The following is a 23,080-nucleotide window of genomic DNA, read 5'->3' on the forward strand; positions in this document are numbered from 1 at the left end:
GTGAGTGATCAGAAGTACCTGCGATGGCCATTCCTGGAGGACCACCATCGAAGTCTTGCGCGAGAGCTCGACGAGTGGGCGGCGGCCGAGATACCGCCGCTGACCGAGTCCCACGAGTCCCACGATCAGGTCGATGAGACCTGTCGCCAGCTCGTGCGCTTGCTGGGTGAAGCCGGCTGGCTGCGTTACGCGGTGCCCGCAGCTTATGGCGGCATCCATAAGAGCCTCGACGTTCGGTCGCTGTGTCTGATTCGGGAAATCCTTGCCCGCTATTCAGGGCTGGCGGATTTTGCCTTTGCGATGCAGGGGCTGGGTTCTGGCGCCATCAGCACCTTCGGCAGCGAAGCGCTCAAGGAACGCTATCTGCCTGCGGTGGCCAGTGGGGAACGCATCGCCGCCTTTGCGCTATCGGAAAAAGACGCCGGTTCTGACGTCGCGGCCATGCAAACGCACTTTACCGCCACCGGCGAGTCGCGAAGTCTGCAGGGTGAGAAAACCTGGATCTCCAACGGCGGCATTGCCGATTTTTATACCGTAGTCGCCCGCGAGGGACGCGATGGCCGGAAGATGACCGCGGCCGTGGTCGGGGCGGACAGCCCGGGCTTTTCCATCGCGGAACGAATCGACGTTATTGCGCCCCATCCGCTGGCGACCATCCGTTTTGACGGCGTGGCCGTAAACCCCGAGGACGTGATCGGCGAGCCGGAATCCGGCATGCGGGTGGCGCTCGGCACCCTGGACATCTTTCGAACGACCGTCGGGGCCGCGGCGCTCGGTTTTGCCCGGCGGGCGCTGGACGAGGCAACGGAGCGGGCACTGAGCCGCAATATGTTTGGCGCGACGCTTTCCGACCAGCCGATCGCCCAGCAGCAGCTGGCCGAAATGGCGCTTGAGGTGGACGCATCGGCCCTTCTGATCTATCGCTCCGCGTGGACCCGGGATGTGACCGGACGCCGGGTAACTCGCGAAGCCGCCATGGCCAAGCTTTATGCAACCGATCAGGCCCAGCGCGTGATCGACCGCGCCGTCCAGCTTTTTGGCGGGCTCGGCGTCAAGCGTGGCAGCAAGGTCGAAGAACTGTATCGAGAGGTTCGGGCGCTGCGCATCTACGAAGGCGCTTCAGAAGTTCAGAAAATTGTGATCGCCAGGCAGCACCTGAGCGATTTTCAGGGAGGAAGCTGCTGATGCACCAGACCCTACAGCCGCCGGACTGGCCGCGGCCCAAAGGCTACGCCAACGGCATTGCCGCCCGCGGGACTTTTGTATTCACCGCCGGCATCGTCGGCTGGAATGCCGACGAGGTATTTGTCGCCAAAGATCTCGCCGGACAGCTGGAGCAGGCGTTGCTCAATACCGTAGCGATTCTGGACGAGGCGGGCGCCCGGCCGGAACACATCGTGCGGATGACCTGGTACATCACTGACAAGGCGGCTTACGTAGAGCATTTGCCAGAGGTCGGTGCCGTTTGGCGTCGGGTCCTGGGCAAGGTATTCCCCTGCATGGCGTGTGTGCAGGTAGTTGCCCTCGTGGAAGACGAGGCAAAAATCGAGATTGAGGTCACGGCGGTGATCCCGGAAGAGGAAACAGCACCATGAAAATCACGGTAATTGGTGGCGGCCCCGGCGGCATGTACTTTGCGCTGCTGACCAAAAAGCGTTGTCCGCACTTCGATATCGAGGTTGTTGAGCAAAATCGTTTCGACGACACGTTTGGTTTTGGCGTCGTGTTTTCCGACGAAACGCTGGACGAGTTTTTAAGCGCTGACCCGGAATCGTATGATCTGATTCGCGACAGCTTTGCCTACTGGACCGACATGGTGGTCGAGCGCAATGGCAAACGCATGGTGATCGGCGGAAACGGCTTTGCCGGCTGCAGCCGGATGACACTGCTTTTGCTGCTGCAGCAGCGCTGTCGAGACGTTGGGGTCAAGCTGACGTTCGAAACGCGGATCGAGGCAGGCCAGCTGGAAAACCAGTTTCCCGACTCCGACATCATCGTGGACGCCGGCGGCGTCAACAGCCCGATCCGGCAGCGCTTTGGCGAGGCCTTCGGGGCCAACGTCGGGGAAACCCGCAACAAGTTTACCTGGCTCGGCGCGGAGACGCCGCTGGATGCGTTCACCTTTTTCTTCCGCGAGACGCCTCAAGGCCTGATCTGCGCCCACACCTACCAGTATGAAAAAGGCCGCTCTACCTGGGTGATGGAGACCACGCCGGAGTGCTGGGAAGCCAGCGGGTTTGGCGAACTGGACGACGTGCAGAGTGCCGACCGGCTGAGCGATATCTTTGCCGAAGAGCTCAAGGGTCACAGGTTTATTACCAACCGTTCGGTCTGGCGGAACTTTCCCACCATCGCCTGCGAGAACTGGTCGCACAAAAACATAGTGCTCCTCGGCGACTGCAAGGCGACCGCGCACTGGTCGATCGGATCGGGCACCAAGCTGGCGATGGAGTGCGCGATCGCGCTGTCGGAGGCCGTGGTCAATCACGAGGGCAACGCACAGGCGGCCTTCGCCGAGTACGAGAAAGTTCGCCGTACGCCGGTGGAAATCACCCAGCACAACGCCCAGGTATCACTACGATGGTTCGAGAACATGCCTTTGCACTGGCACAAAACCGACACGGCGTTCGCCTTCTCCTGCATGTCCCGGTCGAAGTCGGTGGACTGGGACAACCTCGGGCTGCGCGATCCTGAATTTCTGGAAAAGGCAGAAACGGACTTCTACGAGCGGTATGAGAAATCCACCGGCCGTTCCCTCAACGGGGAGCGCCCAACGCCCATGTTCACACCGTTCTCGCTGCGGGACATGACGGTCAATAACCGGGTGGTGGTGGCCCCGATGGCGCAATACAGCGCGGTCGACGGCATGCCGGGGGAGTGGCACTTCAGCCACTACACCACCCGCGCACTTGGCGGCGCCGGGCTGGTGTTCACGGAAATGACCTGCACCGCCCCGGAAGCTCGCATCACCGACGCCTGCACCGGCATCTGGAATGAAGCGCAGGCCGATCAGTGGCGGGACATTGTCGATTTTGTTCACCAAAGAAGCGAGGGGCGCATCTGCATGCAGCTCGGCCACGCCGGACGCAAGGGTTCAACCCTCACCCCCGAGGACGGCATGGATATGCCGAAACCCGACAAAAACTGGCCGCTTATCTCTGCCTCAGCGATCCCATATATCGAGGGGACATCCCAGGTACCGAAGGAAATGACTCGCCAGGACATGGATCGGATACGCGACGAATTTACGGCATCAGCTCAACTGGCAGAGTCAGCCGGCTTCGACATGCTGGAACTCCACTGTGCACACGGCTATCTGCTGGCCAGCTTTCTTTCGCCGCTGACCAATGCGCGCAGCGACGAGTACGGCGGCTCGACAGAGAATGCCATGCGCTTTCCGCTCGAGGTGTTTCGCGCCGTGCGGGAGGTCTGGCCAAGCCATAAGCCGATGTCGGTTCGCCTCTCCGCCAGCGACTGGGCGCCCGGTGGCGTCACGCTGGATGCCGTGGTTGAGTATGGCAGAGCGTTCAAAGCAGCGGGTGCCGACATCCTGCACGTCTCCTCCGGAGAAACCGTTTGCTGGCAGAAGCCGATCTGGGGCCGCATGTGGCAAACGCCGTTTGCCGAGCACGTCAAACACCACGTCGAGATTCCAACGATTGCCGTGGGCGATATCACGACGGGCGCGCAGATCAATACCATCATCGCCGACGAACGGGCGGACCTCTGTGCCCTTGCCCGACCTCACCTGAACAATCCCTACTTCACTCGGATGGCCGCGGGGCATTATGGCGTCAGGGGGCTTTCGTGGCCGTTGCAGTACGACTCAGGCTGTTACCAGCTCTTTTCGTCAGCCGCCAAAGAAAACGCCAAGGCACTGGACCTGGCGAGCAAAGCCCGGCCCAATCGACGTCACTACCAGCAGGCGGCAACCTGACATGTGGAAACCCGCGGAGCGGATCAAGTACAAGGCTGAGGGGGGACGCTGGCCAAGCCACGCAGAGGCAGCTGACTCGCGGCTGTTCAGTCCGTTTCAGCGTGACCGGCTAAACCTCGCGCAGCGAACCTGGATCCCTGCGATGGTGCCCTGGCGCGCTACCGAAGAGGGTGAGGTGACCGAGCACGTCCTCGATTGGTACCGCCGCTTCGCTGAAGGGCGCCCAGGCGCCATCGTGGTTGAGGCAACAGGGATAAGGGATGTCCCCTCGGGCCCGCTGCTGCGCATCGGACACAACCGGTTCCTGCCGGGGCTGAAGCGACTCGTGGAGGTTGTCCGTGAAGCCAGTGGCGGCGAAACCCGACTGTTTATTCAGCTGATCGACTTCCTGGCAATTCGACGCCGGCCCAAGAAAGAGCGATTTCTCCGTGATTTTTTGCGGATCGATGATGCGCTCCGGTCTTCGCTGGCCGATGTCGCGAGCACGGACGACGCGCTTCGCGACTATCTGTGTGAACAAGACGACGAACGGCTCGAGGCGCTACTCAGTGCGCGCGACTTTGAAAGCCTGACGCGCGGCTTTCGCGAGCGGGTGACCGATACGGAGCAGCCCCACATCGCTGAACTGCCAAAATCTCTTCCGCGGCTCTTTGCTGACGCCGCGCGCCGAGCGGAGGAAGCGGGCTTCGACGGGGTTGAGCTGCACTATGCTCATGCTTACACGATGGCTTCGTTCCTGTCGGCGCTCAATACCCGGGACGACGGTTATGGCGGGTCGCGAGAAAACCGGGTCCGGCTGCCGCTGGAGGTTTTTACCGCCGTGCGAGAGGCGCTGAAGCCGGAGACCGTCTGCGGCTGCCGAATGCTGACCGAAGACTGCATCGAGGGTGGCTCCAAGATCGATGACAGCACCTACTTTGCCCAGCGGTTCGCCGAAGCTGGGATGGACTTTATTTCACTGTCGCGAGGCGGGAAGTTTGAGGACGCCAAAAAGCCGGGGATCGGTCAGGCGATCTATCCGTATACCGGGCCGTCTGGCTACGAATGTATGCCGGGCTATCTGTCGGACCCGCAGGGACCCTTTGGTCGCAACGTCACGCCCGGGCGCACGATCACCCAAAACCTGCGCGCCCGAGGGATCGAAACGCCCGTTGCGGTGGCCGGCGGCATTCACAGCTTTGAGCAGGCTGAACAGATTCTTGAGGAAGGCAGTGCCGACATCATCGGCTTTGCGCGCCAGGCGCTGGCAGATCCCGACTGGTTTATGAAGGTTAAAACTGGCTGCGGGGATCAGGTCAATCTGTGTGAGTACACCAACTACTGCGAGGGGCTGGACTCAAAACACAAGATGGTGACCTGCCAGCTTTGGGACCGGATCGATCGTGGAGCGCCCGGCAGCCGACTCACGCAAGACGGCAAACGTCGCACCACTGCCCCCGCCTGGAAACGAGACTGACAAGCCCTCCCGTGACTCGAAACGCCTCAGGCCGCCTGGGGAACTGGTGTCAGCGCGTCGATGGCGCGCTTGAGCGACACCCCCTCTTCGTCCTCGAGCGCCGCCAGCTTCAGTGTACGTAGCGCCACCGCCGGATCGGGCTGAGCCTTTACCTGATCAAGGAGATCGAGCAGCCGGTGATAGTTACCTAGCCCCCGGGCGTGCGTGTCACCGTAACCCTTGATCAGTCGCTGGAGCCCGGCGATCTCAGCAGCCAGCGCCTCATCACCCTGCGCCGTCTCGGCAATCCGCGTGAGCCATCTTTCAATCCGCTGGTTCTCCTGCTGGTACTTGAAGGTGAAGCGCCGCCAGAACTTGAGCGATGACAGCACGTACAGCGGGAGGTAGCCACGCAGCGTGGTCGTGGGAATCCGGCGTCCCTTACCGAGCACCAGTCCCAGCGCCCGGCGTGCCCAGGTCGATCGAAGCACCGCCCGAGCCACCACCGGCGGCAACAGATCGCAGAACTCCTCCACCCGGGGATGCATATATTCATACACTTGGACGATTTGCTCAGGCTCAGCGACCACATCCTTGCGAAAGCGGGCGAAACGAGATGCGCGGGTCTTCAGATCCGCTACCCGAATGGTGTCGTCGAAAGCCATCGCCAACGCAAGATAGCGAGCTACCGCGTTCACCAGGACGTACCCGTCGCTGCCGTCCAGGCTGACAAAGCGGATGAGCCGATCCAGATATTGACGTCCGTAGCGAGGATCGGAGTGATCCACCACTTTTTTCAGCCCGGCGTAAGCCATCTCCTGGGCTGGACCCGGGATCTCCTTCAGCAGCCGCTCCACGAGCGGGCGAACCGCCGGCGCCGCCTGGGCTGCGCTGAACGAAGGGGCCGCCGCCTCGCCTGTCGCCGGCAGGCCTTCAGCCGACGATGACGCCTCGCGTCCGTTACTGACCGCGTCAAAGCCTGCCGAGAAGCCGGCCAGGTTGCTCTCAACGGCACGACCCAGGTTGCGGATGACTTGCTCAAACTGCGTCCGCTCAAACGGCAACGCGCCCGATCCGGCCAAAGCACCAAACAACACGGAACTGATGATGCTGCCCGACGCCGTGGCGCAGGCGTCCATGTCGGCCAGCAACACCTGTTTAGCTGCGGTACGGGCTGCGTCCAGAACCTCGGTTGGATCCTGACGGCCGTCACCCATCTGTATCTTTTCACCGATGGCGTAAACGCGGTGGGTCGACGCGATCAGCGTCGTGCGGTCGGTCACAATGCCGCGCTCCAGCGCGCGTCCCGCCTCCATAACCTCAGACGCCAGGACGATGTCCACGTCTCCAGGTACCGGCATGAGCGCAAGCACCGGCGCTTTGCCGGCCGCGTCGGCCCGCTGCTGGGGAAACAGCTCGATGTAGTAGACGGTTGCCCCGGTACGCTGCGCCACACCCGGTACGGAGGTGGATTGCGCAAGGTAGCCACAGAGTTGACCCAGCTCCACAATCCAGCCGGCCAGCACGCCCCCGCCCTGTCCACCTAGGGCCGAGATCGCTACCTTGAAGTGTTGATCGGTTGCCATGAGCTTCAGTCGAAAGCGCAGCGCGCACGTTGACGGTCGCGGCGCTGTTGCAGATAGCCAATCACCCGAGCACGCTGCCGCTGCCACCAAAGGTCCCAGCGATTGGGGTTGTAGACGACATCCGCGCGGTAGAAAGAGGGGCACAGCACCGCCGCGTGCGCGTTGCCGCCGCACACTCCGCAGCCCACGCAGTCGTTGTTCACGTGCGCCACCGGGTCTTCGCGCAGCGGATCAGGGTTGTCTTTGAGGGTGAGCGACGGGCAGCCCGAGAGGCGGATGCAGGCATGGTCGCCGGTGCAGGTATCTTCATCGACACCGAAGCGACTTCTCACCACGCGCTGCCCCGCCTGGATCGCCTTTCGGCGCAGGGGCTTTTCCCGTCGCTGCCGATTGAGCATGCACTCCGACTGGGCGACGATCACCTTGGGCCCTTTGACCTTGGTGGTCATCGCGTCGGTGAGCACCCGCGTCATTCGGCTGATGTCGTAGGTGTTGACCTCCTTAAGCCACTTCACGCCAAGACCTTTCACTGCCCGGGCAATCGGGTTGTTGGTGTTTCGGCGGGCGTTGGTGGCGGTGGACGACAAAAGGTCCTGACCGCCGGTGGCCGCCGAATAGCCGTTGTCGACGATCACCAGCACGTTGTCGTTGCGGTTGAACACCGCGTTACCGACGCCGCTGGTGAGCCCGTTGTGCCAGAAGCCGCCGTCACCCATGACGCTGACAGTGCGCTGGCGGCTGTCTGCCTGCAGCGCGCTGGAACCAGCCCAGCCCAGGCCATAACCCATGGTGGTATTGCCGATATCAAAGGGTGGCAAAATGGAGAAAAGGTGGCACCCGATGTCACAGCTGACGTGAAACTTACCAATGTCTTTCTGCACCAGCTTCATGGCGGAGAAGACGGGCCTCTCCGGACAGCCGGTGCAGAATCCTGAAGGTCTCGCGGGGACGGTGGGTGATACCGTTTTCACCGGGATCGTCAGCTTTTTCGATGACGGTGACTTGCTGTGTTTTGCGGGAAGGCGGTTAGGGTCGTTTTTCAGAAGGAAGGCCTTGACGCCGTCCTCCAGCACCTTGCCAGTATACTCCCCAGCGCGAGGGAAAATCGCCTTCCCTACGACTTTACAGGACACGTCGGCATTTTTCAGGATCGTGTTGATGGCCTGCTCTATGTATTCCGGCTGGCCCTCTTCGATCATCAGCACCGCGTCTTTGTCCTGACAGAATTCGATCACCTCGTCGTCGATCATCGGATATGTGACGTTGAGGCAATAGATCGGCAGCGGGGTGTCTCCGAAGCTGTTGGAAAGCCCCAGTAGCTCAAGAGCTCTGATCAACGTGTTGTAGAGACCACCCTGCACGATGAAACCGACCTTGCCACCACTCCCACCCAGCATTTCATTCAGCTGAGCCTGTTTCAGGTACGCGATGGCCGCCGGCCACCGCTGCTCGATCTTCTCGACTTCATGTACGAAGTTCGACGGCGGCAGCACGACCCGGCTGTAATCGCGCTCCGGGTTTTCCATCGCGTCGCGCAGCTTGAACGTCGGCTGGATGTTGTCTTTGGCCACAAACGAGCCGTGTACGTGACAAGCGCGGATTCGCAGCTCCAGCATGACCGGTGTGTTGGATGCCTCCGAAAGCTCAAAACCGCGCTCCACCATCTCGGTGATGGAGGTGAGGTTGGGCCGAGGATCGAGCAGCCACATCTGGGACTTCATCGCAAACGGATGGGTCCGCTCCTGCATGATGGAGGACCCTTCACCGTAGTCTTCGCCGACGATGACCAGGCATCCGCCTTTGACGCCGCTCGAGGCCACGCTTGCCAGCGCGTCGGAGGCAACGTTGGTACCCACCGTAGACTTCCAGGTGACCGCGCCCCGCAGGGGATAGTTCACCGAGGCCGCAAGCATGGCGGCAGCTGATGCCTCGCTGGCGCTGGCTTCGAAATGAATGCCCAGCTCTTCCAAGATGTCCTGAGCGTCAGCCAGGACATCCATGAGGTGAGAGATGGGGGCCCCCTGATAGCCTCCAACGTAGCTGACGCCGGATTGGAGCAACGCTTTAGTCACCGCGAGGATCCCCTCACCGTGGAAGATCTCACCGCCGCCCGCACGCAGCTTTTTTACTTCGTTGCTGAAGGAGCGCTCTGCCATTGTTCGCTCAAAACCGAAGAGCCCGAGGAGCCTCAGAAGCTACGTGATTTTTGTTTACATTTCAATTAATTTTGTGAAGTAATTTGAGGAAGTCGACGCCATTACCGCACCGTGGCCAGCAGATCCTCGGCGGCCGCCTGACCAGACCGCCACGCCCCTTCAATCCGCGAATCAACGCACCAATCTCCAGCAATCCACAGCCCACTGGCACGCTCCGCAAGCATATCTAGACCCAGCGGCTCTGCCGCCATAGCGTAGCGCCAGCGGTGCACCACCGTCTCCACCGGCGCCGCTCGTTGATTCGTCAGTCGACAGAACTCCGCAAAAAGTTCAGCGCCCACGGCGTCGGCAGGTGCTTCGAGGTGCTGCTCGCTGTACGGAGCGCTCGCGTGGACCATCCAGGTGTGGCAACCTTCCCGCCCCGCCTTCCCACGGCTGCTGGCCATCCAGGCAATCGACCGGTCAGCGACCATCGCACCGTCAAACCCCTCAACGGGATTGTTGGCAAATCCCAGCATAAGTGCCCAGCCGGGCTGCATGACCACCTGACTCACCTCCGCCGCGAGGTTCGGCTGGACATCCGTAAGCAGTTCGGCGGTTTGAGGGGGTGGTGGCGTCATCACCAGCAGTTCGGCCTCGTAGGCGTCGTCGCCGTCCGTTTTGATGCGCCAAACGCGTTGGGTTCGCTGAAGCGAGACCACCCTATTTCCCAGGCGACAGTCCAGACCTGCCGCCATCGCTTTGGGAATGCCGTTCATGCCCGAAACACCGACGAAACGCTCCCGCCCATCGCTCAGCGGCACCCGCCCGCCCGCCGCATCGATGGTGACCAGTCGGCCTTCCCAGCGTGCGGCAACGCCCTGCTTCAGCCACTCGTCCAGCTGGCGACGAAACTCGGGCGACCGCGGCGTGAAATACTGGGCACCGTGGTCGAAGCGAAATCCCTCGTGCCGCCGGGTACTGCAGCGCCCGCCCGGACCTCGAGCTTTATCGAGGAGGGTGACCTCAAGCCCCGCTTCGTTGAGCACCGTCGCACACCGCAACCCGGCGATGCCGGCTCCGATAATGATGACACGCTGTCCGATCACTCTCTCCTGTTACTAGGCGTGAGAAATAGCCTGTTATTGTCTGACAACGTCAGAGAACGCGGTGTGAACCAGCGCCGCCGCTGGTCGGGACGATAGCCAGACCCCCATCGACAAAATCCGCAGGAAGGCATTTGAACCGGACCGCCACTGCGCGTATAACGCCGGATTCCCTTCGGTAATCCCAACAGGACCGTTTCTCAGGCCATGAACTATTCCCGCGATCTGGTGGTGAACTGGGGCGAATCCGACCCGTTCGGCTTAGTGTATTTTCCTCGCATGCTCGCCTGGTTCAACGATACCGAGCATGAGATGTTCGCCCAGGTCGGCTATCCGGTGAACAAGATGGTCGATCAGGACCGGACCGCCTTTGTGATGGGCGAAATCAACTTCCGTTTTATCGGACCCGCGGCCTATGGTGACCGGGTGCGCTCAACGATCGAGCTCACCGAAATGCGGCGGGCGACCATCCAGTGGCAGTGTCGAGCCGTCAACATCGACTCGGGACAGCTCATCACCGAGGGTGTCGCAACCCGGATCTACGCGAGAATTCAGGAAGACGGCAATCTGAAGTCGGCGACGATCCCGGATGAAATCCGCGCCATGCTGGCCGTCACCGGCGACAGCACGGCCACCGGCGGCGCGTAGCCCGATTCTGCAGGATCAGATCGGCGCGTTCAAAAGTACATGGCGCTGCTGGTCAGCGTTCCGTTGCAGTTCACCAGCGTTGCCTTTTTCTGCTGAATCAGAAACGCACCATCGTCTACTAGCAGCTCATAGCGATAGGCCCCGGCATAGCTATTGGGCTGGCCGCGCCGGAATTCGTGCATGATGAAGCGCGCGCTGACCACCAACGGCGATGTGTCCGATGACTCCTGGTCGATCATCACGTTGGAGACCAGGTGTGACGTCCGGGGAAAGGGCTGCAGCGAAAACGCGTTGGGGTGTTTGAAGCGCTGTTGACGAACCTTGCGCAGCAGCGCGTTCTCATAGATGAGCGACACGTGCTCCTCGGGATTGGGCTGGTCGTGGGCCGCCGGCGCCCAGTAGGTGCCTTCTTCGGCAAACAGCGCCTCCCAGGCCTCCCAGCAACGCTCGTCCAGGAGACGCACCTCGGCATAGACGAACTGTTCAACCTGATGCTGAAGCAGCAGCGTATCGGGCAGTGCCATGTCAGTCCTCCGCCAGCATGTATTGTTTCCACGCCTTGAGCTGGTTGCGGAAGGCCAGATCACTCGAGCCTTTGGCGTAGTAGTGGCCTGGCTCAAGCTCCTCATCACTGTTGATATCGCGACTCAGCGGAATCCAGTCGTTGCCTTGCGTCTTGAGGCCCTCCTGCTGGCGGAGGTACGCCTCCTGGTCGTCCGGGCCGACGAGGTTGGCCGACGAATTAATCAAGTTGCAGTAAAGAATCGAGCGCTTGAGCAGCTCATCCGGCGCACCTTTCAGCCGCAGCGTGAATGACTCGATGATGGTTTTGTCGACCGCCACCGGCTTGACCACGCGGATCGTTTGAATGGCACCCTTGATGGTCAGACTCGGATAGAAAACTGTATTGTGACGATTGACGGCAAAAATCTGCTTCACTCGCTCCTCACCGTAGGCATCGTTCATCGCGTCGTTGTAGGCCTCAACGTCGGAATAGGCCGCGTGTATGCTGTTTTTTCCGCCGGAATAGCCGTGCCCATTGTCGAAGGCATGGAGCCCCATATCGTCGAAGAACGCGTAGCTCTCTGTAAATGGCGAAATGATCTCGAGTGCCGGCGGCAGCGGCGCGTCTTTCCCGAGTTCGCGCTTGGCCACCACCCGCGCCGTCAGGCTCGAAGACTGATGCACAATCATCGGATGCATCATGTCGTTGAGGTTTTCGACAAAAAACTTCCAGTTGCTGTCGTGCTCGTAGCGCATCACGCCCGGCACCACCTCCAGCTCGCCGTCTGGCGCACGGTCCACCATGTTGTCGATCGAAGACGCGACGCCGCCGAGCCAGGTTTCCAGATCCGGACCCTCCTGGCTGAGGCTGGCGAACACAAACCCCCTGTAGCTTCCGACTCGCGGCACCTTCCGCACGCTGGCCGCCGGATCGTCTTTGGTGAGGCCCGCGTCGGCGTAGCCATCCTCGAGCGGTATCGAAACGCAGCGGCCGTCCATCGCAAAGCGCCACGCGTGGTAGCAGCAGCGAAACTCTTTGAGGTTGCCGCACTCATCCCCGACAAGCTGGGCGCCCTTGTGAGCACATCGGTTGAACAACACATGAAGCTGCCCGTCGTGGTCGCGTGACATGATCACCGGCTGGCTGGCGACGGTCGTCGTGTAGTAGTCACCGGGTTCGGCGACCTGACTCTCATGCCCAACGTAGATCCACGTTTTTCCCCAGATCCGGGCCATTTCCAGATCGAAGATCTCGGGGTCGGTGTAAATGCTGCGATGGACTCGATCATGCTCAACCAGTTCTGACATTTCGAATTGCCGGTAGGCAGGCCGCAGTTCACTCATAGCGTTCCCCTCACACAAAAAGTTTCTTGCTTCGCATCGTTCAAATCACCACGGTGCCGATGCTGGCACCGCCGCAAACGTAGAGCACCTGGCCGGTCACAAAGCCTGCCGCCGGACTCAGAAAAAAGCGGGTGGCGTGGGCGATGTCATCCGCGGCACCCAGTCGCCGCACAGGAATGCTGCCCGCGAGAGCGTTCACCCGCTGCGCGTCATCACCCATAATTTCATCGAACATATCGGTCACCACCGGCCCCGGGGCCACGCAGTTGGACGTGATACCCGACGGCCCCAATTCAAGCGCCCAGGTTCGGAGCATGCCGAACATGCCAGCCTTGGTCGCCGCGTAGTTGGTACGGGTCTGAAGCCCCAACGCGCCTCGCGATGAGATGCCGACAATCCGGCCGTAGCCGGCGTCTTTCATCGCGGGCAACGATGCCTGCACAAGCGTGACCATCGTTGCCAGGTGAAGCTCGGTGAGGTAGTCCAGGTCGGTCAAGGCCACGTCTTCGATTAGCGCTGGTCGGATCACGCCGGCGTTGTGAACGATGTTGAGCACCGGGTGGTTGGCGTTGATCTCCGCCACTGCCTGTTTCGTTTCCTCCCGATCACCGAGATCGACAATGACGCTGTGCAGGCGCTCATGCTGAAGCTCCGGTGCCTGGCGCGACACGCACACCACCTCACCGCCTTCTTCGAGAATACTTTGAGTGATCGCCAGGCCAATGCCACGATTGCCACCGGTCACCAGGGTGACACCCTGCGTTGCTTGACTCATGGTGTTTCCTCCACCAGCGCCAGGACCCGCAGCGGACTGCCTGAACCCTGCTTGATTTTCAGTGGCGCACAGATGAGCATCGCGCCCACCGGGGGCAGCTGATCCAGATTGCGCAGACACTGCAGGCCGTAGCGATTGTTGCCATGCAGCAGCAGATGAGCCGGATGAGGCGGATCAAAATGTTCCCCCTGGCCCGCATCGGTTCCAATGGTTTCCACCCCAAAACCGACAATACCCGCTTCGTGGATCAGGTAGTCGAGCGCTCCCGCATCCGGACCCGGGGAATGCGCCCCGTCTTCGCGCAGATTGATGTAAGCGGCGGGTTCTCGCTTGGACCAGTCGGTGCGAAACAGAAACCAGCTGCCCGCCGCAATTTTCCCGTGGCTGTCCTCCCAGGCCTTAACATGCGCGGCCGTGAGCACAAAATCTTCGTCTGCGGCGCATTCAGCGGAAAAGTCCGCGACAACCGCCGGCGCAACAAACCGCTCGACGGGAATGGTGTCTACCGAGTTGTTGGGCAGATCGCGGCCGCTGATCCAATGAATCGGCGCGTCGAAGTGAGTCCCGGTATGCTCGTTGCAGGTGAAGTTTTGCCAGTACCAGCCGGGGCCCCGCGCGTCATAGCGCGACACCTCTTCGACCCGGAACGGCTCGCACTGACCCAGCTCCTGAGGCAGTACCAGCACCGGGAAGTCCGGGTCCAGCGTAAAGGTCAGGTCGACCGTTCGGACTGACCCGCCGGCCATGGCCTGGGCCAGCGTTGCGAGGGCACCCATCAGTCCACCTCCCGCTCGTGCTGCAGCTCGAATTCCAGAACGCCGGGATCCTCGCGCCAGCGGTTGACGACATCCGTCGCGATATCCCCGGCCACGGCCTCCTCCAGCCCCTCGCACAGACCCTTGACGGTCACGCTGGCGAGCTTGGCAGGCGTGACCAGCGGGGGTGATACCGGCTCATACCAAGGGTCTTCGAGCGGCCCGTGAAACACGTTCATCACCTTCACGCCGCTGCCGACAAACTCTGCGCGGGCAGCCTGGGCCAGCGACAGCGCAGCAGCCTGGCTGGCGGAGCTCGTGGCGTAGGCCGGCCAGTTTGACCTCGCGTAGACCGACAGCAGGTTGGTCCAGCAGGTGGCACTGGTAGCGCCGTCTGCCCCTCGGCTACGCATGACCGGCGCAAAATACTGAAGCAGCCGCAGCAGGCCAAAGTAGTTGGTTTCCATCTCGCGTCTGGCTTCGACGAGCGGCTGGTCGAGCGCACCGCCGGAGCGAACGTGGCTGGCCGTGTTGATGAGAATGTCCACCTTATGGCCGATCGATGCCGCGCATTCCCGCACCGACCCGGTGTCGGTCACGTTGAGTTCCGCGAGCTGCACACACTCATCGGCCACCGCCTCGGCGACGACATCGTTTTTTTTCCAGGGCTCTGCCAGGCCGGCAAAAATGATCGCGGCGCCGGACTCCTTGAGCATCGGGATCAGGGTCTGCGCAACCGGACTGCGGATATCGGTCAGCAGCACCCGGCGATGACGGGGGGAACAGGTCAGCTCACGCAGCTGCGGGTCGTCGTCCATATGGGGGGTCTCCTCCTCCGGGAGCGCCATCAATACGCCCTGCCCGGCTTTATCCGTTCGCGCGATCATGCGCACGGTGTCTCCTTCGGCCACGTCGCCGTGCACGTGCGCCAAAACACTGATCCCATCGGCCAGCCGAACCGTCCCCACTCGCCACGGCATACGCTGTCGAAAGTACACGTTGGTGCTGCTGTCCAGCACGCTGAGCGCCAGCAGCTCACCCGTCGGCTGTGCCGGCTGCCAGCGTAGGTCAACCGACCAGCAGCTCGCGCAAGCGTCGCGCGGCGGATACGCCACCGCGCCACAGTCGCCGCAGACCTGCAGCTGAAATTCGCCGCGCGCCGCCCGGGCGCTAAACGCCAGCGCGGCACGGCTGCGCGGCCGCGGAGGCATGGTGGCTACCCGCGACCGAAGCTGCGGGTTTTTGCGGCGGGGCTTGGCGAGCGGCGCCGTCATGCGGCGGCCGCCTCAACACCCGATGCAGCGCCAGGCCCGGCGAGAATGGCCGCCGCCGTGCAGACGCCCCGATCAAAGTTGATCATGCCAAAGCCGGACACGGCGGCAATGCGCGCGTCGGTAACCTGTTTGCCCAAAGCCTGGCCCGTGACCTGGCGCAACGCCTCCACCAGACCGATGTAACCCCCGGCCGCGCCGGCCTGGCCGGTCGACAGCTGGCCGCCCGAGGTGTTGTGCGGAAAGGTACCCTCGCAGGTCATCGTGTGGCCCCGGATGAATTCATCGGCGCCCCCTTTCTCGCAGAAGCCAAGGTCTTCTATCTGCATAGCGCAGATCACCGGATAGTCGTCGTAGGTCTGCAGCAGGTCTACCGCATCCGGACTGACGCCCGCCTGGGCCCACAGCTCGTCACGATCCATCTCCCAGCCGCCGCGCAGCTGGATCGGATCAGCGCTAAACGCGTTGTGGCGTTCGATTGTGGAGAGGATCTGCACCGCTGGCAGCGAGAGATTGCGAGCCGTGTCCTCGTGCATGACCAGAAAACCTTCCGCGCCGGCGCAAGGCATGACGCAGTCAAACAGCCGCAGCGGGTCTGCGATAACGCGAGCATTGAGATACTGCTCCAGCGTCAGCGGCTTTTTCATCATGGCAAAAGGAATCCCCAGCGCGCTGTCCCGCTGGTCGACGCAAAGCTGGCCAAACGCCTCGCGGCTAGTGCCGTAGCGGTTCATAAACGCTTTGGTCATCAGCGCAAAGTTGGCGTTCGGTCCACCGGAACCGTAGGGAAACGAGGCGTCCTGGGAAAAACGGCTAAAGCTGGTGAGCATGTTTTTGAACGAACTGATCTGATTCGTGTCACCCGCCACGCAGGCGACCACCTCAGCGTCCCCGGCCTGCACCGCTCGAGCTGCCCGGCGCAGCGCCACAACGCCGCTCGCACCGCCCATCGGAATGTGGTCAAGCCAACGCGGACTCAAGCCCAGATGCTGGGTGAGTCCAACCGCCGTATCGGGCAGGAGCGAGAAGGAAGAGACGCAAAAGCCGTCGATGTCGTCAGCTCCCAGGCCACTGGCCTTTGCCAGCGCTCTCATCGCACGCCCGAGCCACCAGTGTGCGGATTGGTGAGAGTAACGCTCGTACGGAACGGTTACCGGCACCGCGGCCACCACGCCGCTATAGGGCTGACGGGCGCGCTTCAGGCTCATGTGGCCGCCTCCTTTGCCGGGCGTTTCTTCCGCGTGGTGAAGTCCATGCACCGACCGGCCTTCACGGCCTCAGCGGCGAGCCGCTTTGCCTCACCCCGCTGAACCTTCTCGGAGGCCGTTAGCGGTATCGCGTCGACAAAGCCGATGTAACCGGGAGCCTTGTAGTACGCCAGGTCATGGCGGCAGGCCTCAAAAACCGCCTCGGCGATGGCGTCAGTTTCAGTGCCAGGTGCAGCCACAAGCAGCGCGGCAACCTCTTCCCCGCGAATCTCATCGGACACCGGACAGACCACACAGTTGAGCACGGCCGGATCACGGATGATCACACTCTCGACCTCGATGGCAGCGATGTTCTCACCGCTGCGGCGGATAATGTTCTTTCGCCGATCCACAAAGTAAAAGCTGCCGTCAGCCCCGACACGAACCTCGTCGCCCGTATGGAACCAGCCGCCGGCCCAGGCTTCCTCGGTCGCGTCCGGATCTTTGAGATAGCCGCTGAAGAAAAACTGCCTAGGCTTCTCGCCGTGGCGGCGAACCAGCAGTTCCCCGGTTTCGCCTGGCGGCACGTCATTGCCGGCTTCATCAACCAGCCGGTATTCAAGCCCCTCCGGCGCCTTACCAAAACAGCGTGTGCCGACATGCCGGGAGTCGTGTGATGCCGTGATCCAAGCACCAGCGCCGGTTTCGGACATCGCCCAAGCTTCGGTCAGGGGAATGCCAAACCGCTCTTCAAACCGAGCGTGGTGCCGGGGATCACAGCCGGCGCCGAAGGCGAAACGCACCTGATGAAAGCTGCGGTCATTGTCTTGTTCCGGCGCGTTGAGCAGCATGGCCGGCATCACCCCCAGGTAATGCATGACCGTGGCGCCGCTCGCAGCCACGCTCTCCCACCAAGTCCGCGGATGAAAGCGATCCAGCTGAATCAGGCAGCTCGCGGTCTCCATCACCCCCATAAACGAGGTCGCCAGAGCATTCATGTGAGAGACCGGCAGCGGCGTGATCAAACGATCTTCTCCGGGCCGAAAGCTGCAGTAACCGCCGATACCGGCGTAGAACCGACCGATCTCGCGGAAGTAGCTGTTGCTCAGCATGCAGCCCTTGGGTGTACCGGTGGTACCAGAGGTATAGATCAATGCGGCTTCCGTGTCTTCGTGAAGCACCCCGGAATCTTGGGTCCATCGACAGTCAAGACCGGCCAACGCCGCTGGTGTGACCACAGGCGGCCTCTGAGGGGTATCCCCTGCAACACTTGCCAGCTGCTCAGCCACGCTCGCGTGCGCAACCACTAGCGCCACCTCGCTGTGCTCGAGGAGATAACGCAGCTCGCGGTCCATCATGGCCGTATTCAGCGGGACCACGCTGCATCCCAGCGCGTTGAGCGCCAGCAGATGAAAAAAGAACTCAGGCCGGTTGTGCAGGGCTACGCCCACCCGCAGCCCCTGGCCACACCCCAGCTCCCGATAGGTTGCAAGCAGTGTTTCTACCTCTGCGGCAGTTTCGGCGTAGGTGAAGTCGGCGCGCGGCAGCTCGTACACGGCAGCCGTCTGCTCAGGAACGTGAAGGAATGGGCGCGAGGGATGATTCCCTACGACCGCCAGAAACCGGTCGTAAATGGTGCCCCGGTCGGTCACCCGCCACCTCGGCTGGTTTTGGCCGGGGCAGTTTCTCGCATCTCTTCGTAAGGCGAGCGGCTCAGGTTTTCTCGAATCTGCTTCAGCAGCAGCGTCATCTCGTCAATCTGCTCAGCGCTGATGCCGTCGAAGGCCTTGTCAAAGACGTTTTGTCCGATCGAGCGGACCAGCTGAAGCGTTTGCTCAGCCTGTGGCGTCATGGTGACCTCAACGACGCGCCGGTCGGCGCTGGATGCGTCGCGGAGCACGAGACCCGCTTTTTCCATGCGCCCCAGCATGCGGGTAATGGTCGGTAGTTTGGTCACCGAACGACGTGCCAGCTCACCCACCGTGCTGGGGCTGCGGTCCTTAAGAAGCGACAGAATGCGCCATTCGGTTGTGCTCAGGCCATAACGCTTGAGCGCGCGTTCCATTTCCGCGTTGTAGGTGGAGGACAGCCGGATGAGGTTGTAGAGCACGTAGTCATCCAGGTGAAAGCGAGCGTGCAGGGGCCCGATCTTTTGCGGTGCTGCGCTTTCTCCCATCTCCCGTCCCTTCCCTCACTGTCGTGCGACAACAGGTACAATCCGACGGTGTCAGCGAACTGGACGTTCGACGGCACCTGCTGACAACGAAGAGCGTAGCGCATTTGTGCTTTACAATTCAATTGATTATTCATTCAATTGTTTGCGCACACCGCGCCGCAGACCGCTTCGCCCCAGCCATAAAAACAACCAAGGCCGCCCTGCCGCTGCGGCACTGAGGAGACAGAATGGATAACGCTCGCGCCCATGCCCTCATGGAATCCGACCGCTACCGGACGCTTGCGGGTAAACGCCGTAGGGTTGCTGTTGGCCTAACTCTGTTCAACATCGCCGTTTACCTGGTCTACGTATTGATGATGGGCTACGCACGACCGCTCATGTCGACGACAGTTGGGGACACCGCAATGAACGTCGGCCTGCTGGTCACCATCGGGCTGGTAGTTATGGCACCCCTGATTTCGGGTTACTACATCTGGTGGGCCAATCGAGCCTACGACCCGAACCTGAAGGCGCTGATCGCTGAAGCCGAGTTAGGGGAACAGGGCTCATGAATCGATGGGTTGCAAGCCTCGCGGGTCTTTGGTTCATGGTCGCCGCGGAGGTGGCCCTGGCAGCGGAAGGGATTACCGGCAGCGCCGACAAGCAACCGCTCAATCAAGCGGCGATCACCATGTTTCTCACCTTCGTTCTGGTGACCCTGCTAATCACGGTATGGGCCGCCAAACGCAGTCGCTCCGCCAGCGATCTGTACGTGGCCGGCGGCGGTATTTCTGCCTGGCAAAACGGCACCGCTATCGCCGGAGATTTTATCTCCGCAGCCTCATTCCTGGGCATCACCAGCGCGCTCTTCGCGTTCGGACTGGACGGCAACCTGCTGATCATCGGCGTGATGGGCAGCTGGCCAGTGATTCTGTTCATCATCGCCGAACGGCTGCGCAACCTCGGTCGTTTTACCCTGGTGGACGTTGTATCGTTCCGGCTCTCACCCAAACCGGTGCGGCTTGTCATCAGCATCGCCTCCCTAGCGGTAATTCTGTTTTATCTCATTGGACAGCTCGTCGGCGCCGGCAAGCTCATCCAGCTGCTGTTCGGCCTGGACTATCTGTATGCGGTCATCACGGTCAGCGCACTGATGATCATCTACGTCAGCCTGGGGGGCATGCTGGCCACCACGTGGGTTCAGCTGATCAAGGCGATTCTGCTGATCGCCGGCGGCGTGCTTACCTGCATCCTCGTCCTGCGCTACTTCGATTTTTCGCTGTCCGAAGTCTTCTCGCGGGCCACCCGGAACCATCCGCGAGGCACTCAGCTGCTTGCGCCGGGCAACTGGATGGCCGACCCGCTTGGCGGACTCTCGCTGGGACTCACGATGCTGTTTGGCTTTATCGGCTTGCCGCACGTGCTGATGCGCATGTTCACCGTCAAGGATGCTGCCGCCGCCCGGCAGTCGTCGTTCGTGGCGATCTGCATCATGAGCCTGTTTTATCTGATGGTGATCGTGATCGGCTTTGGCGCGGTTTCGATCCTGATCGAGAACCCCGATTCGTTCTACGACTCGGCGGGGAACCTGCTTGGCGGCGGCAACATGGTTGCGGTCCACGTGGCCCAGTTTGTGGGCGGCAACCTGCTGCTTGGCTTTATGGCGGCGGTGACGTTCGCCACCATCCTGGCGGTGGTGGCTGGGCTGACGTTATCTGGCGCGGCCACGATTGCGCACGATCTCTATAAGACCTTCGCCGCAAGCTCGCATTCTGAAAAGACCGAGCTCATCATCATGCGCACCTCCGTGGTGGTGATCGGGGTGCTGGGCGTGATTCTCGGCCTGGCATTTGAGAACCAGAACATTGCGTTTGTCACCACCTTTGCGCTGGCGGTATCCGCTAGCGTCAACGCGCCGGTGCTGATCGCCGCGATGTATTGGCGCGGACTGACCACCCGGGGCGTGGTGTTGTCGAGCATCATCGGCCTGGTCTTTTCGGTGGCGCTGATTGTTGCCGGCCCCGGCGTGATGGTGAGCATCCTCGGCTTTGAGAAGCCGTGGTTCCCCTACACGTACCCAACGATCGCCACCCTGCCCGTCACCGCGCTGTGTATCTGGTTTTTCTCAGCCACAGACCGAAGCGCCAGCGCGGCCCGGGAGCGCGCACGCTTCGAAGACCAGCGCATTCGATCCGAACTCGGGATCGGCATCGACGCGGCGTCCAGTCACTAGTCGAAGAAGCGTTAGCGGATCCGCCGCCAGCTGCGCGTTGGCAGCCGCTGCTGACGCCAGCCGTAGTATGGGTGGCGTGCCAGCAGGCGCTCGTCTTTGAAGGCGAGCACCAGCAAAGCACCCGCTACAAATCCGCCGACGTGCGCCCAGAACGCTACGCCGCCGGCGCCCCCGCTGCCGAACCCTCCCAGCAACTGCAGCAGCAGCCAATAGCCGAGCATCAGCACCGCTGGCACGGCGATGGTGGTGACAAAAAACAGGATATGCACGTTCACCCGCGGGTAGAGCACAATGTACGCCCCCATCACACCGCCGATAGCGCCGGACGCGCCGACCATCGGCACGGCCGAGGCCGGGTCGGCGACCGCCTGGGCAGCGGCGGCAGCAATGCCGCACAGCACGTAAAACGCGAGAAAGCGTCCGTGGCCCATCGCGTCTTCGACGTTGTTCCCGAAGATCCAGAGAAACCACAGGTTGCCGAGAATGTGCATCCAGCTGCCGTGCATAAACATGCTGCTGATGACGGTCACCCAGCCACCGCCTTCGATGGGACAGACCACCGGGCCGCTGGGACGAAGGTTAAGTACATCAGCAGGAATCAGGCCCAGGGTGCAGATCGACACCGACAGGCCGGGCTCGCGACCAGCCTGCTGCAGCCCAAGCCACACCAGCACGTTTACGACGATGAGCGCCAGCGTGACGAAGGGCGTCAGATTGGTCGGATTGTCGTCTCGTATCGGAAGCAGGGTGACAGGACCATTTGGTGATCACACACTCTAGCGAATGACGCGTGATGTTGCTGTAACGGACCCTCGCCGCGCGACGTTGGCGGCGCGTTGTGCATAAGGGTTGACCCCCCTGCTCGTTCCTGCCACGATCCCCGTCCTCATTAAGACCAGCTGAGGGACAGGCCCTTTGACGCTGGGGCAACCTGCTACTTCGTAGCTTTGGTGCCAAGTCCTGCGGGGAACTTCCACCGAGCAATGAGCCAGACCGAACTATCATCACGCGCCCCGGGCGTCATCACTTCGATCGTGAATGCGGGTGAGCTTCGTCTGGAATCCGGCGAGAAAATTCCCGATCTTCAGATCAGCTTTGAGTGTGTAGGCCCCGCGGACGCGCCGGCTGTTGTGGTGCTGGGGGGAATCTCAGCGACTCGCCATGCCGGCAGCCACGAAGGCGACCCCTCCCCCGGCTGGTGGGAACCCTTGGTCGGACCGGGCAAGGGGCTGGATACCACACAGTTCCGTGTCGTTGGGATCGACTTCCTCGGCGGCAACGGGCAGACGAGCGGCCCCCGCAACAGCGACGGCTGGCCACGCACCGTATCGCCTGCCGACCAGGCCACCTGTATCGCACGGTTGATGGATCAGCTGGAGATTACCCGACTGCACCACTTCGTCGGCGCCTCTTACGGCGGCATGGTCGCCCTCGAGTTCGCCCGGCACTTTGGCGAACGGTGCAAACAGGCGGTGGTGCTCGGCGCGGCGCACCGACCGACCGCTATGGCCACCGCACTGCGCTGCGTCCAGCGCGAGGCGGTTCGCGCCTGCAGTGACCTTGGGGACAGCGCCGCGGGGCTGAGGCTATCCCGAGCGATCGGCATGTCCACCTATCGATCCAACCGGGAGTTCGAGGAGCGTTTCTCTCGAAAGCCGACACCCGGGCAACCGGTGAGCTTCGAGGTCGAAAACTATCTGTTTGCCCGCGGCCATCAGTTCGCCAGCGAGTTCCATCCCGACGCCTACCTCACCCTGTCGACCTCCATCGATCTGCTGGATCTCGAACCGGAGGCCGTCAAGCTACCGGTTGCGCTGCTCGCCTTTCAGGATGACTTTGTCGCGCCGCCGGCGCTGATGCGGGAACTCAATGAGCGGCTTGGGGGCCTCTCGACGCTCACAGAGCTTCCAACGCTCTACGGACACGACGCCTTTTTGAAAGAGAGTATCGCCGTCAGCCAATGGCTGAAGAACGTGCTCGGCAATGATGCAATAACGGAGTGATAAACC

General features: G+C 61.8%; 20 protein-coding genes and 1 riboswitch. Of the genes, 8 read left to right on the forward strand and 12 right to left on the reverse strand.

Annotated elements, in window-relative coordinates; genetic code table 11:
* From AAF358_07575 to AAF358_07590, 4 genes are read left to right on the forward strand one after another with little or no spacing between them, the layout of a single operon-like run.
* On the forward strand, nt 1–1,185 hold the full coding sequence (locus tag AAF358_07575; GenBank protein MEM7705394.1) for an acyl-CoA dehydrogenase family protein: 1,185 nt from the start codon (nt 1–3) through the stop codon (nt 1,183–1,185).
* Nucleotides 1,185–1,595 (forward strand): RidA family protein, encoded by a 411-nt coding sequence (locus AAF358_07580; GenBank protein MEM7705395.1) that lies wholly within the window; start codon nt 1,185–1,187, stop codon nt 1,593–1,595. Before AAF358_07575 ends, AAF358_07580 begins: the two co-directional genes overlap by 1 nt.
* Nucleotides 1,592–3,937: a bifunctional salicylyl-CoA 5-hydroxylase/oxidoreductase gene (locus AAF358_07585; GenBank protein MEM7705396.1), complete on the forward strand. Its 2,346-nt coding sequence runs from the start codon at nt 1,592–1,594 to the stop codon at nt 3,935–3,937. Before AAF358_07580 ends, AAF358_07585 begins: the two co-directional genes overlap by 4 nt.
* Nucleotide 3,938: 1 nt before the next feature.
* The gene (locus tag AAF358_07590; GenBank protein ID MEM7705397.1) at nt 3,939–5,393 is read left to right on the forward strand and encodes an NADH:flavin oxidoreductase; all 1,455 of its coding nucleotides are present in this window, start codon (nt 3,939–3,941) and stop codon (nt 5,391–5,393) included.
* A gap of 26 nt (nt 5,394–5,419) precedes the next feature.
* Here AAF358_07590 and AAF358_07595 read toward each other — a convergent pair whose 3' ends face one another.
* The 3 genes from AAF358_07595 to AAF358_07605 all read right to left on the reverse strand — a co-directional run bounded on the left by AAF358_07595 (nt 5,420) and on the right by AAF358_07605 (nt 10,202).
* Entirely contained in the window at nt 5,420–6,958 is a 1,539-nt protein-coding gene (locus AAF358_07595; protein MEM7705398.1) for an indolepyruvate oxidoreductase subunit beta family protein, read from the reverse strand.
* A 5-nt stretch (nt 6,959–6,963) separates the two neighbouring features.
* Nucleotides 6,964–9,114 (reverse strand): indolepyruvate ferredoxin oxidoreductase subunit alpha, encoded by a 2,151-nt coding sequence (locus AAF358_07600; protein MEM7705399.1) that lies wholly within the window; start codon nt 9,112–9,114, stop codon nt 6,964–6,966.
* A 101-nt stretch (nt 9,115–9,215) separates the two neighbouring features.
* On the reverse strand, nt 9,216–10,202 hold the full coding sequence (locus AAF358_07605) for an FAD-dependent oxidoreductase (GenBank protein ID MEM7705400.1): 987 nt from the start codon (nt 10,200–10,202) through the stop codon (nt 9,216–9,218).
* A gap of 204 nt (nt 10,203–10,406) precedes the next feature.
* Here AAF358_07605 and AAF358_07610 point away from each other — a divergent pair, with 204 nt between their 5' ends.
* Nucleotides 10,407–10,847 carry a thioesterase family protein gene (locus tag AAF358_07610; GenBank protein MEM7705401.1) on the forward strand — a complete coding sequence of 147 codons (441 nt, stop codon included), beginning with the start codon at nt 10,407–10,409 and terminating at the stop codon, nt 10,845–10,847.
* 29 nt (nt 10,848–10,876) lie between these two features.
* On the opposite strand, the gene AAF358_07615 is transcribed toward AAF358_07610, so the two are convergent.
* From AAF358_07615 to AAF358_07650, 8 genes are read right to left on the reverse strand one after another with little or no spacing between them, the layout of a single operon-like run.
* Entirely contained in the window at nt 10,877–11,371 is a 495-nt protein-coding gene (locus AAF358_07615) for an aromatic-ring-hydroxylating dioxygenase subunit beta (protein ID MEM7705402.1), read from the reverse strand.
* 1 nt (nt 11,372) lies between these two features.
* A complete protein-coding gene (locus AAF358_07620; protein MEM7705403.1) occupies nt 11,373–12,695 on the reverse strand; it encodes an aromatic ring-hydroxylating dioxygenase subunit alpha in 1,323 nt (440 codons plus the stop codon).
* 40 nt (nt 12,696–12,735) lie between these two features.
* Complete coding sequence (locus AAF358_07625; protein ID MEM7705404.1) at nt 12,736–13,470, reverse strand: SDR family oxidoreductase; 735 nt, start codon at nt 13,468–13,470, stop codon at nt 12,736–12,738.
* Nucleotides 13,467–14,246 carry a cyclase family protein gene (locus AAF358_07630; GenBank protein ID MEM7705405.1) on the reverse strand — a complete coding sequence of 260 codons (780 nt, stop codon included), beginning with the start codon at nt 14,244–14,246 and terminating at the stop codon, nt 13,467–13,469. Before AAF358_07630 ends, AAF358_07625 begins: the two co-directional genes overlap by 4 nt.
* Nucleotides 14,246–15,499: an SDR family oxidoreductase gene (locus tag AAF358_07635; GenBank protein ID MEM7705406.1), complete on the reverse strand. Its 1,254-nt coding sequence runs from the start codon at nt 15,497–15,499 to the stop codon at nt 14,246–14,248. Before AAF358_07635 ends, AAF358_07630 begins: the two co-directional genes overlap by 1 nt.
* Entirely contained in the window at nt 15,496–16,704 is a 1,209-nt protein-coding gene (locus tag AAF358_07640) for a thiolase family protein (protein MEM7705407.1), read from the reverse strand. Before AAF358_07640 ends, AAF358_07635 begins: the two co-directional genes overlap by 4 nt.
* Nucleotides 16,701–18,335 carry an AMP-binding protein gene (locus AAF358_07645; GenBank protein ID MEM7705408.1) on the reverse strand — a complete coding sequence of 545 codons (1,635 nt, stop codon included), beginning with the start codon at nt 18,333–18,335 and terminating at the stop codon, nt 16,701–16,703. The genes AAF358_07640 and AAF358_07645 overlap by 4 nt, the downstream gene beginning before the upstream one ends.
* On the reverse strand, nt 18,332–18,859 hold the full coding sequence (locus AAF358_07650) for a MarR family transcriptional regulator (protein MEM7705409.1): 528 nt from the start codon (nt 18,857–18,859) through the stop codon (nt 18,332–18,334). Before AAF358_07650 ends, AAF358_07645 begins: the two co-directional genes overlap by 4 nt.
* A 227-nt stretch (nt 18,860–19,086) precedes the next feature.
* On the opposite strand from AAF358_07650, the gene AAF358_07655 reads away from it, so the two are divergent.
* Both AAF358_07655 and actP read left to right on the forward strand, forming a co-directional pair.
* Nucleotides 19,087–19,410, forward strand: a complete 324-nt coding sequence (locus AAF358_07655; protein MEM7705410.1) for a DUF485 domain-containing protein — start codon at nt 19,087–19,089, stop codon at nt 19,408–19,410.
* Between the two features lie 35 nt (nt 19,411–19,445).
* Entirely contained in the window at nt 19,446–21,071 is a 1,626-nt protein-coding gene (gene actP / locus AAF358_07660) for a cation acetate symporter (protein MEM7705411.1), read from the forward strand.
* 11 nt (nt 21,072–21,082) lie between these two features.
* Here actP and AAF358_07665 read toward each other — a convergent pair whose 3' ends face one another.
* A complete protein-coding gene (locus AAF358_07665) occupies nt 21,083–21,745 on the reverse strand; it encodes a rhomboid family intramembrane serine protease (GenBank protein MEM7705412.1) in 663 nt (220 codons plus the stop codon).
* A gap of 209 nt (nt 21,746–21,954) precedes the next feature.
* Nucleotides 21,955–22,061: riboswitch (SAM riboswitch) on the forward strand.
* Here AAF358_07665 and AAF358_07670 point away from each other — a divergent pair.
* The gene (locus tag AAF358_07670; GenBank protein MEM7705413.1) at nt 22,055–23,074 is read left to right on the forward strand and encodes a homoserine O-succinyltransferase; all 1,020 of its coding nucleotides are present in this window, start codon (nt 22,055–22,057) and stop codon (nt 23,072–23,074) included. It overlaps the preceding riboswitch by 7 nt.
* Nucleotides 23,075–23,080 lie beyond the last annotated feature (6 nt).

It is taken from the genome of Pseudomonadota bacterium (assembly GCA_039033415.1).
In the GTDB taxonomy this organism is placed as follows: Bacteria; Pseudomonadota; Gammaproteobacteria; order Xanthomonadales; family SZUA-38; genus JANQOZ01.

What these genes read in the sequence shown, in the direction of transcription:
- AAF358_07670 (MEM7705413.1), top strand. Translation starts at nt 22,055, where the DNA reads ATGAGCCAGACCGAACTATCATCACGCGCCCCGGGCGTCATCACTTCG.
- AAF358_07610 (MEM7705401.1), top strand. Translation starts at nt 10,407, where the DNA reads ATGAACTATTCCCGCGATCTGGTGGTGAACTGGGGCGAATCCGACCCG.
- AAF358_07635 (MEM7705406.1), bottom strand. Translation starts at nt 15,499, where the DNA reads ATGACGGCGCCGCTCGCCAAGCCCCGCCGCAAAAACCCGCAGCTTCGG.
- AAF358_07595 (MEM7705398.1), bottom strand. Translation starts at nt 6,958, where the DNA reads ATGGCAACCGATCAACACTTCAAGGTAGCGATCTCGGCCCTAGGTGGA.
- AAF358_07655 (MEM7705410.1), top strand. Translation starts at nt 19,087, where the DNA reads ATGGATAACGCTCGCGCCCATGCCCTCATGGAATCCGACCGCTACCGG.
- AAF358_07625 (MEM7705404.1), bottom strand. Translation starts at nt 13,470, where the DNA reads ATGAGTCAAGCAACGCAGGGTGTCACCCTGGTGACCGGTGGCAATCGT.
- AAF358_07615 (MEM7705402.1), bottom strand. Translation starts at nt 11,371, where the DNA reads ATGGCACTGCCCGATACGCTGCTGCTTCAGCATCAGGTTGAACAGTTC.
- AAF358_07620 (MEM7705403.1), bottom strand. Translation starts at nt 12,695, where the DNA reads ATGAGTGAACTGCGGCCTGCCTACCGGCAATTCGAAATGTCAGAACTG.
- AAF358_07585 (MEM7705396.1), top strand. Translation starts at nt 1,592, where the DNA reads ATGAAAATCACGGTAATTGGTGGCGGCCCCGGCGGCATGTACTTTGCG.
- AAF358_07650 (MEM7705409.1), bottom strand. Translation starts at nt 18,859, where the DNA reads ATGGGAGAAAGCGCAGCACCGCAAAAGATCGGGCCCCTGCACGCTCGC.
- AAF358_07630 (MEM7705405.1), bottom strand. Translation starts at nt 14,246, where the DNA reads ATGGGTGCCCTCGCAACGCTGGCCCAGGCCATGGCCGGCGGGTCAGTC.
- AAF358_07640 (MEM7705407.1), bottom strand. Translation starts at nt 16,704, where the DNA reads ATGAGCCTGAAGCGCGCCCGTCAGCCCTATAGCGGCGTGGTGGCCGCG.
- actP (MEM7705411.1), top strand. Translation starts at nt 19,446, where the DNA reads ATGGTCGCCGCGGAGGTGGCCCTGGCAGCGGAAGGGATTACCGGCAGC.
- AAF358_07600 (MEM7705399.1), bottom strand. Translation starts at nt 9,114, where the DNA reads ATGGCAGAGCGCTCCTTCAGCAACGAAGTAAAAAAGCTGCGTGCGGGC.
- AAF358_07590 (MEM7705397.1), top strand. Translation starts at nt 3,939, where the DNA reads ATGTGGAAACCCGCGGAGCGGATCAAGTACAAGGCTGAGGGGGGACGC.
- AAF358_07580 (MEM7705395.1), top strand. Translation starts at nt 1,185, where the DNA reads ATGCACCAGACCCTACAGCCGCCGGACTGGCCGCGGCCCAAAGGCTAC.